This window comes from Mycobacterium sp. SP-6446 (genome assembly GCF_001954045.1).
GTDB lineage: Bacteria > Actinomycetota > Actinomycetes > Mycobacteriales > Mycobacteriaceae > Mycobacterium.
Genome location: NZ_MBEM01000071.1, coordinates 1 through 13561, shown reverse-complemented (window position 1 = coordinate 13561; position 13561 = coordinate 1). Strand labels below are relative to the sequence as shown.

Below are 13561 nucleotides of genomic sequence, written 5' to 3'. Positions count from 1 at the left end.
CAACGAATTCGCGACAAGCGCCGGCGACGACTTACCGACCGTCAGCGCGTCCGACCGCGTGGTCGCCGCCATCCTGGGCACGCGTGAGGGCGCCGCCGATGCCGGCCTCGAGCTGTCGTCTATCGGGGTCACGTGGACGGATCAACTCGAAGCGGCCGCCCTGCGCGACGCGCTGACCGCCCACAAGCTCGAGAACGTGATGCTGGTATCGGCGTTTCTGGCTGCGACCTCGCTGACTCAATTCGTCGGCGACGCAATGGGTTACGAACGCACCGCGCTGCTCTTCATTGAGCCCGACACCGCGACTTTGGCCGTCGTCGAGACCTCCGACGGTTCCATCGCGGATGTTCAGCAAGAGCGATTGACTGCCGCGCCCGGGCGGCTGACGGACGACGAGCTGATGCACCTGCTCGCCGGACTCGACCAGCCGCCGACGCGCCCGGGTGGACTGTTTGTGCTCGGCTCCGGCGTTGACATCGCAACGGTCAGGGCGCAATTAGAAGAGGCGACGTCGCTTTCCGTGAGCGCGCCCGAAGAACCGGAGACGGCCCTGGCCCGCGGGGCGGCCCTCGCGTCCGCGAACGCGTCGTTGTTCGCGTCGTCGACGGCTGCGCTCGCCTATGCACAGGACCCCGGCACGGGCGCGGTCGACGCGAGCGCACTACCCGAGTATCTGAGCATCGCCGTCGCCGAGCCTGGCGAGGACGACCTTGCCTACAGCGCGGTCGCGGACGACGAAACCAGCGCCCCAACGGTCGTCATGGACGCGGCCGTCCGTCGTAGGTCGGGACTGCTGGTCGGAAGCGTGCTGGCGGTCGCGGGCTTTAGCGCGGCGTTGGCACTGGAGGTAGCACTGTCAGTCGGCGTCCACACGACGGTCGGGTTGCTACCCGCCCCGCTGCACAATCTCATCGCCCCGGCCGAGCAGGTATTCGCCCCTGTGCCAGCGGAAGTCGCGGCCACCCCGGTGGCGGCACCAAAGCCGTTGAGTCCGCCAGCGGTCCCACCGCCGCCGGCGGCACCGGTTCCCGCGGCACCGCCGCCCGCGGCTCCGGTCCTCCCGGCCCCGATTGCGGCGCCGCCGGTGCCCATTCCGCTGGTTGTCCCGCCGATCGCGCTGCCCGCTCCCCCGCCAGTAATCCTGCCGGACCCTCCGGCGAACCCGCCGGTCCTTCAGGCGCCGCCGCACCCGTCGCCACCGATCGATTCGCCGCCGCCGCTCCATGTCCCCCCGCCGGTCCACGTTCCGTCGCCCGCGCCGCCGAAATCGCCGCCGCCCCACCAAGTTCCCCCGGCGCAGGGCCCGAATCCCGGTGGCGGGGCCGCCGGCAACCCGGGCGGACCTGCTACCGGCCCCGGTCCGAGCCACGGAACTCCCGGCGACGGCGCGCCGCACGGCGTCGGCCCGGCCGCCGGTGGTGGACCAGTTGGTGGACCGACAGACGGTGGTGGCGCGAGCTCTGGCGGAGGTGCTGGCGGTGAGTCCGGCGGCGGGAGCCACGGCGGCGGCGCCGAGAGCGGCGGTGGCTTCGGTGGGGGCGGCAGCAGCAGCTCGGGCGGTGGCAGCAGCTCTGGCGGTGGCAGCAGCTCTGGCGGCGGTGCCGAGAGCGGCGGCGGCGGCCACCGGTAGCGCAGCACACCACGTCCGCCCCGTCCCGTCGGCTGTAGCCAAACCGTGATGAAGTCTTGATCAATTGCGAACGCGCCCTTGCACTTCCACTGTTCAGGACCCCTTTACCATCACTATTGCAACGCTGTCAGTTAGAAGGAATTGGAGCCATGCGGGCGGTTGTTCGGTGTGTTCTTGCCGTCGTAGGGATGGCCGGGAGCGTGGTTGCGAGCCCGGCCGGCGTAAGTGTGGCCGCGGCGCACCAGCCGCAGCATTTCGCCATCTCGTCGGTTCTCCCGAAGCGGGGCGACGTCGTGGGTGTCGCGCATCCCGTGGTGGTGACGTTCGATGCGCCCATCGCCGACCGACACGCGGCCGAGCGTGCCATCGCAGTCAAGTCGACGCCGCCGATGACCGGCAAGTTCGAATGGCTCGACAACAAGGTCGTGCAGTGGGTGCCGGACCGATTCTGGCCCGCGCACAGCATAATTCCGCTCTCGGTGGGCGGCGTGTCCACGGAAATAAAGACGGGTCCGGCCGTCGTCGGTGTCGCCAGCATCTCAGAGCACACGTTCACCGTGACCATCGACGGGGTCGAGGCGGGACCGCCGCCTTCGCTCCCGGCGCCGCACCACCGGCCCCACTTTGGGGAGCAGGGGGTAATGCCGGCGTCCATGGGCAGGCCCGACTACCCGACCCCCGCCGGCATGTACACCGTCCTATCCAAAGAGCGCTCCATCGTGATGGATTCGAGCAGCGTCGGCATCCCCGTCGACGCTCCCGACGGTTACCGGCTTCCGGTGGACTACGCCGTTCGCATCACCGACCGTGGCCTCTTCGTGCACTCGGCTCCGTGGGCCATCAATGCGCTCGGGTTAGAGAATGTCAGCCACGGCTGCATCAGCCTCAGCCCAGAGGACGCCGAGTGGTACTACAACACCGTCAACGTTGGCGACCCGGTGATCGTGCAGGAAAACAGCATCGAAGTTCCTCAGCCAGTGACTCGCTGACTAGGCTCCGCGCCTAACCGCACACCGACGAAATGCTCTGACTCCACACGCTTTTCACTGAGTCGACACATACAAACGGACCCGCTGGTGATTCCCCAGCGGGTCCGTAGCGTCCGAGAAGGCGTCAGCGCGCGCCCGACGGACCGGGCATAACCGGCTGACCGGGCACCGGCCCGCCCGTCGGCGCCGGACCGGTCGGCGCGTCCTTGACGCCGGACATGTCGAGGAGCGGGGCGGTCGCCACGCCATCGATCGGTGCCTCCACCGGAGCGCCGAGCGCGATCAGCGGAGCACCGGCCGGAACCACCGGGGCTACCGGAGCGCCCAGGGGAAGGGGCAGCGGGCCGGGCAAGAGCGGAACGCCAGCCGGCACGACGGGCACGATCGGGGCGCCAACGGGACCGGGCACCACCAGCGGAACACCGGACATGTCCGTGAGCGGAGCGGCACACGTTTCGACGACCGAGCCACCGGCGGCGAGTACCGGTCCGCCAGCGGCTTCTGCCGGTCCACCGCCGGCCGCTGGCACCTCGCCCGCCTGCTGCTGGGTGCACGCGTGGCCGCCCGTTATCAGCGGGGCGGCCGCGGCGTCGGGGCTCAACGCTATGGCGGCTCCGCACAACCCGGCGCTCGCAACTACTTTGATGCTGAACCGCTCCACCATCAGCGTCGACTCCTTTTTCGCGCACAAATACTTCCAAACCAGTGCGGCCGAACCGCATAGCCATACCGAAGTCGTTCCCGACGACCGAGCCAATTGTCTGCAGACAATATGGAACATGAGCCGCGCCGCACCGCGCCGTTTCCAAAAGGTGACGTCACGAGGTTGTCACAACTCAGGGACGCGCCGTCTCGGGTTCTATGGCGAAACGCACGATGGTCGTCTTGGCCGCGGCGTCGAGCAACTCCTGCCGATCCGGCTGGCGATCCCCCGGCAGGCCCAGCATCAGCCCTTTGGCTGCTCGTGGCCCATTGCGTCTCGCGAATTCACCGAGAAGGTCGGCCTTGCGCTCCGGTTCACTGAGCACGCTCGGCTGAGCCGCGAACCAGCAACCCTTGATAAGCAAACGCACGTTTCGGGCGCCGCCGATCGTCTTGGGCCACTTGGCGGAGCTCGTAGCGATGATGTCGCCGTCATCCCAGGGGAAATAACCGATTGCGAAGCTGTACTGCGCACCCGTCTTACCGCCCGTGTAGTTCAGGAGCATCAGCCGGCCGCTCACGATCGGGTGCAACGGCGATTTGAGTAAAGGCCGCACGACGGCATTGGCACGTGCGAAGAACTTGGCCAGGGGCGCCGGATCGTCAAACATCCCCTCCAAGCTACTCAGCACGCCAGAAGACGAACACAATGTGCGTGTGGTGGTCTTCAAGCGAAACGATCGGGAGCGGGAAAGCTCCGAGCCGGCCGTCGGGCAGGGCTACCACCGGCAGTGGCTCGAGAACGCCGAACGCCGGGGCGTGCCTTCCGACGTCGTCGCCGCGATCGCCCGAGAGCACGGCATCACCCCGGAGAGCTTCACGATTCTCGCGCACTGCGCCGAGATCAAAGATCCGGACGGCAAGTCCTTCTTCCTCCTGCCGCGGGGCGTCGCCGGAAGCGACGCGCGCAAAGCGGCGCTGATGACCTACGTCCTGAACGCCGGGACGGACTACGGCAGGGCGGGCAAGCAACCCACGGACTTCCCCGAGACGCCGTACACCGCCACGGAGGTTGGGCGGATCGTCAACCGGCAGAAGGCAAACCGCTGGAGCTACGAGCAGGATGTCGGCTTCGCGCACCGCAACGGCGGGCGCCTCGTCACCACGCCCAACGGCATACTCATGGGCCTCGGCGGCAATCGGGTCCAGAAGCTGTTCAGCAGGGAGGGTGGCACCGCCTGGGGCGACATCTTCATGGTCAACGTCGACGACTCGATCGGCACCGAACAACGGCTTCGCCAGATCGTCGAGTCCGGGCATGCCTGGTATTGCGACCGCAATGGCAACGCTTTCGAGAGCAACCTCGCGCTGGACCGGGTGTTGCACCACGAGGAGCTGCACTGCCAGCAGTGGGCCGATAAAGGCCATGCCGGCATGATCACGGCCTACCTCTGGGAAGTCGTCCGCGACAGGGTCTTTGGCAAGGTCAACAGGCTCGAAGCGGACGCCGGCCTGTCCGACGGCGGTTACCGCTGAGCCGGGCGGCGCGAAGTCACAACGCGCGAATTCCGTTGTGGAGCACCATCAAACCGATCAAGACCAGGATGGCCGCCATCAGCGCGGCGTTGTTGCGCTCCATCCAGGTTTTGAGCCGTGCCAGCGGATCGTCTAGGCGGTGACCGACCTCTGCGTAGGCCAGCACCGGGATCGCGACCGTCGACGCGGAGAGGGTGACGAAAAACGCGCCGCATATCAGCCCGTCGACGACACCAAGGTCGTTGGTGCCGATGGCCAAGCCGGCGGCCAGGCACATGATCAGCACCTCGACCCTCACCACCGTCAGCGCCAGCCCGGTGATCGCTGCCCGCCTCGGTGTGATGGTGGCAAATGCCCGCATCCACGCCGGCGACTCGCTGTGGCCGTGGCGGGTCAGCCACCGGTAGATGCCGAACAGGATCAGTGCCGACCCGAGGACCACGCGCAGCCAGGACGCCCACCTAGGCGGCGCGTTGTGCATCCCACCGAGCGCGCCGGAGGCCGCGACGAAGATCGCGGTCTGCGCCGCCAGCCCGAATACCCAACCCCCGAGGAAGGCCAGGCTGGTGGGTCGCGGCCGCGGCGTCTGCAGCACCAGGACCGCGGGGATGATCGACAGCGGCGAGATCGCGACGACCAGCGCCAGCGGAGTGAGCACGCTCAGAACGGATCCCCAGCTAGTTGCCACGGGCAGCAATCTTCGCACTGACCGCGGGATCGTGCCAGCGAGCGCGCCGGGTGTGGTCGTGTTGACCCCGAAAAGCCGCTGGAGTGGTTGGATGTGACGTGCGGTGCAACAACATTCGTTGCGCTCCCAGACAGGGGGGATGATCGCGTGACTCGGACCCACCTTGGACACATTTTTCACCTCACCGGCGCACCGCCGCTGTCCGAAGCCGCCGCGGCCCTGGTGTCGATTCCCGAGGGTGCGCTGGTGGTCGGGGACGACGGCAAGGTCGCGTTCTGCGGCGAGCGCGCCGACATCCCGCTGAAGTACCGGTCGGCGCCGGTATCCAATCACAGACCCGGGTTTCTGCTGCCGGGCTTCGTCGACGCCCACGTGCATTTTCCGCAGACGTTTGCCGGCGACTCGTACAACGGGGGGCAGCTGCTGGAGTGGCTGACCGGCTGCATGTACCCGTCGGAGGCCCGCTTCGCCGAGCCGGCGTTCGCCAAGCGGGCGGCCGTCGAGTTCTGCGACCGGCGCATCGCGAGCGGAACCACCGCGGCCATGGTCTTCGGGTCCGCGTTTCCCCACGCCCAAGACGCGCTGTTCGGCGAGACGCAGCGGCGAGGACTGCGGATCGTCAGCGGCCGCGGCATCCAGACCGTCGGCCCCAAAGCAGCTGAGCCGTTGATGACGTCCGAGTCCGATGCGCTGCGGTTGGTCCGGGAGGAGATCGACAAGTGGCACGCGGCGGACACCGGAGACGCGAAGACCGCGCGGTTGCACGTCGCCGTCGTTCCGCGCTTCGCGATCGCGGTCACCGCCGAGGTGCTGAAAAGCCTTGGTGAACTGTATGATTCGGTGCGCGATCGGGGTGTGTATTTCCACACCCATCTCAACGAGAACAACCGCCCGGAGACCGGCGAGGTCGCCGAAACCAAGAAGATCTTTCAGGTCGACACCTACCTGGATACCTATGACGGCAGGTTCCTGCCGGGCTCGAAGGTCGGCGGGCCGAGCATGCTCGGGCGCCGTAGTGTCATGGCGCACGCGGTGCATTGTCAGGATTCCGAACTCGAGCGGATGTCGGAGACCGGCACGTCGATCGCGCACTGCCCCGTATCCCAGCAGTTCCTCGGCTCGGGCACCATGCCGTGGCTGCGCACGGTTGCCTCCGGTGTAAACATCGCCGCCGGAACGGATTTCGGCGGCGGGGACGAGTGGCCGATACCGCAGGTGCTCGCCGCCGCCTTCAAGGTGCACATCTCGGAGCCGGGCGACGCCGGGGTTTCGATGCACCCCGCCGAAATGCTGTTCCTCGGAACGCTGGGCGGTGCACGCGCACTCGACATGGAGGACCGGTTCGGCAACTTCGACGTCGGCAAGGAGGCCGACTTCGTCGTCATCGACCCGAACCGCACGCCGGCGCTGAAGGCCGTGATCACTCAGGGCGTGCGGTCCGACGATCCGGCCATGGCCCGCGACCAGACGCTGTTCGGGTTGCTGATGAGCACGCGGGAGACGTCCATCGCCGGAACCTACGTGCAGGGACGCCGGCTGGCTCCGGCCGAACCCGCGAGCGGCTAGCCCCGTCGGCGCAGGGTCCAAGCCGGGACCCAATGCGTCACGCTTCTCTGCTTGGACCCGTATGCGATCGGATAGGTGACCAGCCCCCACCAGTCGCCCTGCTCGCAGAGCCCCCAGCAGGTCAGCCGGCCCTCCACGACCTTGTGCAGTTGCAGGCCGTTGGGCTGATACCGGCCGGACCGGTGCGGCTCGCGCGGGAACAGCACGGTCAGGTCCACCAGCACCGTGATCGGCGGGCGCACCACCCGAAACGGGCTGCGGACCGGCTGCCCGTTGTACCCGATCGACGCGAGCTGACCCATTGATCGATCATACGTTCGAATCACCGGTCCGTTGAGTCCCCGCGATTGCGGCGCGGGCGCCAGGCCGAATCGATAGAGTCGCGTCACCGATAACGAGGGGAAGGCGCCATGAGGAAGTTTGCGGCCGCAGGACTAATGGCATTCGCCGGGCTGATGACCATTGCGGTGGGCGTAGCCAACGCCGATGAAGTGGAGGTCGAGGGCAACTACTCGAGCCAGGGCGGTTGCGAGGCGGACGGCCCGCACGTCGAGATCACCCACAACGACCACCTCTACACCCATTGGGACTGCCGCCTGGGCCCCGACGGTTTTTGGCACGTGTGGCTGAGTAACTGAGACCTGCCTTCTGGCAACATAGCGATGTGCTGAGCGAGTCACGGCCTTCCCGTGGTGCGCTTCGCGGTAACCGGCTGGCACCGCCGCCGGCCGCACTCGACCCGCTGATCGTTGGAATACTCGCCGCCGCCGTCAGTCTGATCGGCGCCGGGCGCCCGTCCTTCTGGTACGACGAGGCGGCAACCATTTCGGCCTCCTACAGTCGATCCCTGGCCCAGTTGTGGCGGATGCTCGGCAACGTCGACGCCGTGCACGGGCTGTACTACCTACTGATGCACGGCTGGTTCCAGATCTTCCCGCCCACCGAGTTCTGGTCCCGCGCACCAAGTGGCCTCGCCGTCGGGGGCGCCGCCGCCGGCGTCGTGGTGCTGAGCAAGCAGTTCTCGTCTCGCACCGTCGCGGTGGCCGCCGGGGTCATCTGCGGGATCCTGCCGCGCTCGACGTGGGCAGGCATCGAGGCGCGGCCCTACGCGCTGTCGATGATGGCGGCGGTGTGGCTGACCGTGCTGCTCGTTGTCGCCGCTCGCCGCGACAACGCTTGGTGCTGGCTGTATTACGCGATCGCCCTGGCGTCGTCGATCCTGCTCGAGATGTACATCGTCCTATTGTTGTTGGCGTATGTCGTTTTCGTCTGCGCGTTCTGGCGCAGTCGAGCCGTGCTCGTTCACTTCGCGATCGCTTCGGTCCTGACGGTTGGCGCGCTGGCGCCGTTCGCCTTCAAGGTCGTGGGGCAGGTTCAGCAGATCAAATGGATCGCTCCGATCGGGCACCGGACCATCGAAGACGTGACGGTGCAGCAATACTTCGAACGGAGCCCACCGTTCGCGGTGTTGTCGGCCTTGGTGGTGGCGGCAGCAATTGTCTTGTGGCTCAGCGGCTCTGCGAAACTCAAAGAGTCGGACCGGCAGCTGTTGACGTTGGCGGCCGCGTGGCTGGTGATACCGACCGCCCTGATCGTGATCTGGTCGGCCGTCGCGGTCCACCCGATCTACACGCCGCGCTATCTGTCGTTCACGGCGCCGGCGGTGGCGCTGGCCCTCGGTGTCTGCATCGGCACGTTGGTGATCAACCGCTGGGCGGCGACGGGCATCGTAGTGCTTTTCGCTGTGGCAGCTGCGCCGAATTATGTTCGGGCACAACGTAACCCGTACGCAAAATACGGAATGGACTACAGCCAGGTGGCGGATCTCATCACGACGAAGGCCGCACCGGGCGATTGTCTGCTGGTCAACGACACGGTGACATTTATGCCCGCCCCGATGCGGCCGTTGCTGGCGGCGCGTCCCGATGCCTATCGGAAGCTGATCGACCTCACCCTGTGGCAACGGGCAACCGACCGCAATGAAGTCTTCGACACCAACCTGATACCGGAAGTCGTCGCCGCGCCGCTAAGTCATTGCGGCGTGGTATGGATCATCACCCAGGCCGACGCGACGCAGCCGGCCCACGAGCAGGGCGCGGCACTTGCGCCCGGTCCTCGCTACGGCGCGACGCCCGCGTTCGCTGTCCCGCGCGATCTGGGCTTCCGGCTGGTCGAGCGATGGCAGTTCAACCTGGTGCAGGTAATCAAAGCCGAGCGATGAGCGCCTACCAGATGTGGATGTAGTCGATGAGCATGTCCGCCGGGAAGGTCCCCGCGGCCGGGTCGCCGGCGCCCACCCCGCCGACGGCGAGGGTGAACATCGGAGTCATCCAATAGCCGGGGTTGTTGAACGGCCAGCGCATGTCCTCGGGAGGGCCGCCGTAGACATGGATGGGCTTGTTCGGCACGCTGAAGTACGGTGCCGCCCCGTCGCGCGAGAATTGGAAACCCTCCGGCCCCCAGTGCATTCGCCACGTGTGCCAACCACCGTCCACCAGACCGGGAATCGATTTGCCCTCCCACGTTTTCCCGTTCGATGCCGCGTGGACAGTGGTGCCCGGAGCCCAGGCGCCGTTGCCGTACCACTCGAAGATGTCGACCTCGCCGTCGGGCATGGGATCCTCGTTGACGCCCCAGAACGCGGACCACAGGCCGGGGAACAAACAGTTGAGCTTAATCCGGGCTTCCCAGGTTTGGTTGATCATGCTGCGGAAGTTGCCGCGCAGTTTGCCGCTGTAGTAGGTGCCCATTTCGTGGGTGGCGCGCAGGACGAGGTTGGAGTTGCCGTCGAGGAACACGTTTCGGCGGTCGTCGCGGTAGATGCCCTCGACCGGCGGGAACACGTCGTCCTGCCAGGTCTGCACCGTCCACTTGCCCGGATCGGGACCTGAGCCCGCCGGGCCGTCGAATTCGTCGGCGAAGATGTACGGCCCGCCGCCGCCGGCCGACGGCGCCTGCGGCGCCGACGGGGCCGCCCAGGCCTCGGGCATGCGCATCGCGGCCCCGATCATGCCGAGCCCTGTCGTCAACAACATGCTGCGACGATCCATCTACCAACCACCCATCGTTGAAGTCGGGAACTCTGACTCGGTGCGCCCCTTCTCGGCAACTGTCGCAAACGGTGTTATGAAACCATGCACCAGGATGCTACGCATCCCACCTCAGGTGGTTTTCAAAAGACACGCACCCAGTGGACCAGCATTTCCGCCGGGTAGGGCCCGAAATCCGGCGATCATCATCATCCGACGCCGATCCATATTTGGACGATAGCAGCCCATTTTCGGCCGCGTGCTCGGCGCGCGCCACCCGGCTTCGCACCGTTCAACCATCAAGCTTGTTGACATTGCCCGTGTCGGTGGTATCAAGGAGCTTGATACCTCTGATGTGTTGAAAGGAATAGAGATGTCTGGTGGATTTTTCGGCGGGTTCGGTGGGCCCGGTTTCGGTGGGCCCGGTTTTGGCGGACCCGGTTTTGGTGGTCCCGGCTTTGGTGGTCCCGGCTTTGGCGGCTGGGGCGAAAAGGGTTGGGGACACGGCGGGTTCGGCGGCCCCGGCTTCAAGGGCGGCTTCGGGCCCGGCGGTCGCCCCTTTCTCAAGCGCGCCGCGTTCGTGACCGCGGCCCTGCTGCTCGACGGGCCGGCCGACGCCGCGCAGATCGTGCAGCGGGTGTCCGACGCGACCGAGGGTGCATTCACCCCGCCGCAGGACGTGGCGGAGCTGGCCATCGGGCTGCTGGCCGGCCGGGGTGTGGTCACGGTCGACAACGGTGTGGCGACGCTGACCGAATTCGGCCAGAACCTGCTGTCCTGGCGCGGCGTCAGCAGCGAGACCGCGCACGCCTTCCTGGGTCGAGCGGCCAAGTTCGGCGATGTGTTCAAGATCCGCAGGACCCTCTTCGAGGTCGCGGGGCTGGCGCGCACGATCACCTGGACCGGCACCGACGAGCAGAAGCAGCAGCTCGCCGAGACCCGCACCAAGGTGCTGGAAGCCCTGACCGACGCGAAGAAGACGCTGCACCGCGTCCTCGGCGAGAGTTAGGCCGAGGTCGGCTCGCTCAGCTTGACCAACATCTTGCCGATGTTGGCCCCGGTGAATAGGCCGTTGAGGGCGTCGACGCACGATTCGACGCCCTCAAACACGGTCTGGCGGTGTTTGATCCGGCCTTCGTGCTCCCATCGATGAAGCGCGGCGAAGGCCTCGTCGAAGCGACCCCAGTCGTCGAGCGCGTTGAAGCCCTGCATCAGCGCGGTCTTGGACAACAGGTTCACGTAGTTGGCCGGTCCGGGGTGCTCTCCGCTGAGGTAGCTGGAGATCACCCCGCACAGCACCACCCGCGCCTTGGTGGCCAGCCGGCCCAACACCGCGTTGAGTATCGGCCCGCCGACGTTGTCGAAGTAGACGTTGACGCGCCGCGGGCAGTGCTCCTTGAGCGCGGCGGCCAGGTCATCGTTCTTGTAGTCGATACACGCGTCGAAGCCGAAGTCCTCGACCACCGCCCGGCATTTCTCCGGGCCGCCCGCGATGCCCACCACCCGGGCGCCGGCGATCTTGGCGATCTGCCCGGCCACCGATCCAGTCGCGCCCGCGGCCGCGGAGACGACGACGGTCTCGCCGGGTTGGGGCCGGCCGATGTCCGTCATCCCGATGTAGGCGGTGGCCCCGGTCGGGCCGTACACCGACATGACGGCCAGCTGGTCCACCGAAGCCCGGCCGGGAACGGGCGTGGTGAACACGTCGTCGCGCACGATTGCGTACTCCTGGAAGCCCGTCAGCGTGGTGACGACATCGCCGACGGCGTAGGCGCCGCAGCGTGATTCCACGACTTCCCCGATCCCGGCCGCGCGGATGACCTCGCCCAGCTGCACCGGCGGAAGGTAGCCCGGCTGGTCGTTCAGCCAGGTCCGCACCGCGGCGTCGAGCCCGACGTAGGTGGTTCGGACCAGGGCCTCACCCTCGGCGGGCCGGGGTGCCGGCTTGGTGAGCAGTTCGGTGTCACCGGGCTTGACCAGACCGGTCGGGCGACGACGCAACACGATCTGGCGATTCGGCAAGTCGGGCACGATGCAGAAACTACCGAACGGGCCGAAATTACCGGAATGAATGGCATATTCAGTGCATGAACCCGCACGAAGACCCGGAAGACCGGATCCGGGAACTTGAGCGCCCGCTGGCCGACTCGGCACGCACGTCCGAAGTGGGAGGCTCGCAACCGGCCGATCAGGCCTACGCGCCCGGACCGGACGTGCCGCCGCCGCCGAACCAATGGAGCTACGGCGGACCCCTTTCCGGGCCACCGCCGAACCCCCCGTCAAGCAACCGCGTGTGGTGGATCCTGGGCGCCGTCATCGTCATCGGCGTGCTCGCCCTCGCCGGCGGGATCGCGGCGTTCGCCGCCCATCAGCTTTCCGGGGTCCGGTCGATCATCACGTCCCCGCCGACGATTTCCGTTCCGTTTACGTCACCGGCCAACAGCCCGACCACATCACCGCCGTCGAAGAGCCGGACCCGAACGTCGACCCCGTCAACGTCCGCCACCGCACCGGCGGGTGGCCAGCTCACCATCTCCGGGATCAACGAGAATCGGACCGTCGCCTGCAACGACAGCGTCGTCAGCGTGAGCGGGGTCTCCAACACCGTTGTGATCACCGGTCATTGCGCGAGCCTGACCGTGTCCGGCGTCCAGAACGCGATCACCGTCGATGCCGTCGACACCATCGACGCCTCCGGCTTCGACAACAAGATCACCTACCATACGGGCACACCGAAGATCACCAATGCCGGTGGTTCGAACTCCGTCGAGCAGGGCTGACCGCGCACGAAATGCGTGATGCCCCAACGTGATTAGGGCATCGGCTCTTCCGTATCGTCGTCGAGGACGCTGGCCGCGATGCCGTACGGCAAGAAACGGACTTTGCGCTTGGGGTCCACGTTGTCCTTGTTGGCGCGCAGCGCGTCGATTTCCGTCGCGTAGACCTCCTCGACGCGCGCGCCACCATCGCCGTCCACGGTGTAGATGGCCCACACCCCGTCGCCGGCCTCGCCGGTGGTCTCCGGTCCGGACCGGGGCCGCCGCGACAGGTCCTCGAAGATGGCCGACCATCCCGCCCGGCCGCCGGGGGCGGCGACGAAGTTGCCGATCCGCTCGAACAAGTCACGCAGTCCCTCGCTGCCCTCCCTGATCATGCGATCGAAGTCGTCGGGATCGAATCCGAATGCACCGTGTTCGCCCACGGGACCTCCTTACGGCTCGTCGGAGTTATTGCCCAGTGTGCGCCTAGTCGCCGTCGTCTGCCACGGACGATCGCCCAGGGCTTAAGGAGCCGGCGGCGGTGGCGGTGGTGGTGGCGGCGGGTTGATCGGAATTGGCACCGTCACGAACGGGAGACGCAGGTACATCGTCAGCGGCGGCCGCGCCGGCTCGTACTGCGGAGGTGGCGGCGACCGTGCTGGACGTGATCGCGCCCGAAGAGCCGGACATGGCGCTGGCCCGCGGCGCGGCGCTGGCATCGG

At 67.2% G+C, this 13561-nt stretch carries 15 protein-coding genes; 8 read left to right on the top strand and 7 right to left on the bottom strand.

The window, feature by feature from the left end; genetic code table 11:
- Positions 1–1630 (top strand): hypothetical protein (locus A5736_RS26250; RefSeq protein WP_076245056.1); only part of this gene is annotated, 1630 nt, incomplete at its 5' end.
- A gap of 149 nt (positions 1631–1779) precedes the next feature.
- A complete protein-coding gene (locus A5736_RS05820; protein WP_076245054.1) occupies positions 1780–2619 on the top strand; it encodes a L,D-transpeptidase in 840 nt (279 codons plus the stop codon).
- Positions 2620–2743: 124 nt separating this feature from the next.
- Here A5736_RS05820 and A5736_RS05815 read toward each other — a convergent pair whose 3' ends face one another.
- Both A5736_RS05815 and A5736_RS05810 read right to left on the bottom strand, forming a co-directional pair.
- Complete coding sequence (locus A5736_RS05815; protein ID WP_076245053.1) at positions 2744–3283, bottom strand: hypothetical protein; 540 nt, start codon at positions 3281–3283, stop codon at positions 2744–2746.
- Positions 3284–3455: 172 nt separating this feature from the next.
- On the bottom strand, positions 3456–3932 hold the full coding sequence (locus A5736_RS05810; protein WP_139333154.1) for a hypothetical protein: 477 nt from the start codon (positions 3930–3932) through the stop codon (positions 3456–3458).
- Positions 3933–3978: 46 nt separating this feature from the next.
- On the opposite strand from A5736_RS05810, the gene A5736_RS05805 reads away from it, so the two are divergent.
- Complete coding sequence (locus A5736_RS05805; protein ID WP_254848295.1) at positions 3979–4797, top strand: hypothetical protein; 819 nt, start codon at positions 3979–3981, stop codon at positions 4795–4797.
- A gap of 16 nt (positions 4798–4813) precedes the next feature.
- Here the strand turns inward: A5736_RS05805 and A5736_RS05800 are convergent, their stop codons facing one another.
- Complete coding sequence (locus A5736_RS05800; RefSeq protein ID WP_076245051.1) at positions 4814–5485, bottom strand: GAP family protein; 672 nt, start codon at positions 5483–5485, stop codon at positions 4814–4816.
- A gap of 147 nt (positions 5486–5632) precedes the next feature.
- Between A5736_RS05800 and A5736_RS05795 the strand changes: the two genes are divergently transcribed.
- Positions 5633–7051 (top strand): amidohydrolase family protein, encoded by a 1419-nt coding sequence (locus A5736_RS05795; RefSeq protein ID WP_076124918.1) that lies wholly within the window; start codon positions 5633–5635, stop codon positions 7049–7051.
- On the opposite strand, the gene A5736_RS05790 is transcribed toward A5736_RS05795, so the two are convergent.
- The gene (locus A5736_RS05790; RefSeq protein ID WP_076124916.1) at positions 7048–7353 is read right to left on the bottom strand and encodes a hypothetical protein; all 306 of its coding nucleotides are present in this window, start codon (positions 7351–7353) and stop codon (positions 7048–7050) included. The two genes, A5736_RS05795 and A5736_RS05790, sit on opposite strands and share 4 nt — an antisense overlap.
- Before the next feature lie 108 nt (positions 7354–7461).
- On the opposite strand from A5736_RS05790, the gene A5736_RS05785 reads away from it, so the two are divergent.
- Together A5736_RS05785 and A5736_RS05780 are read left to right on the top strand one after the other, a co-directional pair.
- Entirely contained in the window at positions 7462–7689 is a 228-nt protein-coding gene (locus tag A5736_RS05785) for a hypothetical protein (RefSeq protein ID WP_076115603.1), read from the top strand.
- 74 nt (positions 7690–7763) lie between these two features.
- On the top strand, positions 7764–9272 hold the full coding sequence (locus A5736_RS05780) for a glycosyltransferase family 39 protein (protein WP_076245058.1): 1509 nt from the start codon (positions 7764–7766) through the stop codon (positions 9270–9272).
- Positions 9273–9276: 4 nt separating this feature from the next.
- Here A5736_RS05780 and A5736_RS05775 read toward each other — a convergent pair whose 3' ends face one another.
- The gene (locus A5736_RS05775) at positions 9277–10101 is read right to left on the bottom strand and encodes a family 16 glycosylhydrolase (RefSeq protein WP_076124913.1); all 825 of its coding nucleotides are present in this window, start codon (positions 10099–10101) and stop codon (positions 9277–9279) included.
- Positions 10102–10453: 352 nt separating this feature from the next.
- Here A5736_RS05775 and A5736_RS05770 point away from each other — a divergent pair, with 352 nt between their 5' ends.
- Positions 10454–11089, top strand: coding sequence for a hypothetical protein (locus tag A5736_RS05770; protein WP_076245050.1), 636 nt, complete (start codon positions 10454–10456; stop codon positions 11087–11089).
- Here the strand turns inward: A5736_RS05770 and A5736_RS05765 are convergent.
- Positions 11086–12111 (bottom strand): NADP-dependent oxidoreductase, encoded by a 1026-nt coding sequence (locus A5736_RS05765; protein ID WP_076124909.1) that lies wholly within the window; start codon positions 12109–12111, stop codon positions 11086–11088. The two genes, A5736_RS05770 and A5736_RS05765, sit on opposite strands and share 4 nt — an antisense overlap.
- A gap of 56 nt (positions 12112–12167) precedes the next feature.
- Here A5736_RS05765 and A5736_RS05760 point away from each other — a divergent pair, with 56 nt between their 5' ends.
- On the top strand, positions 12168–12860 hold the full coding sequence (locus A5736_RS05760) for a DUF3060 domain-containing protein (RefSeq protein ID WP_076245048.1): 693 nt from the start codon (positions 12168–12170) through the stop codon (positions 12858–12860).
- Between the two features lie 32 nt (positions 12861–12892).
- Here the strand turns inward: A5736_RS05760 and A5736_RS05755 are convergent, their stop codons facing one another.
- Positions 12893–13282, bottom strand: a complete 390-nt coding sequence (locus tag A5736_RS05755) for a hypothetical protein (protein WP_076245047.1) — start codon at positions 13280–13282, stop codon at positions 12893–12895.
- Between the last annotated feature and the right edge of the window lie 279 nt (positions 13283–13561).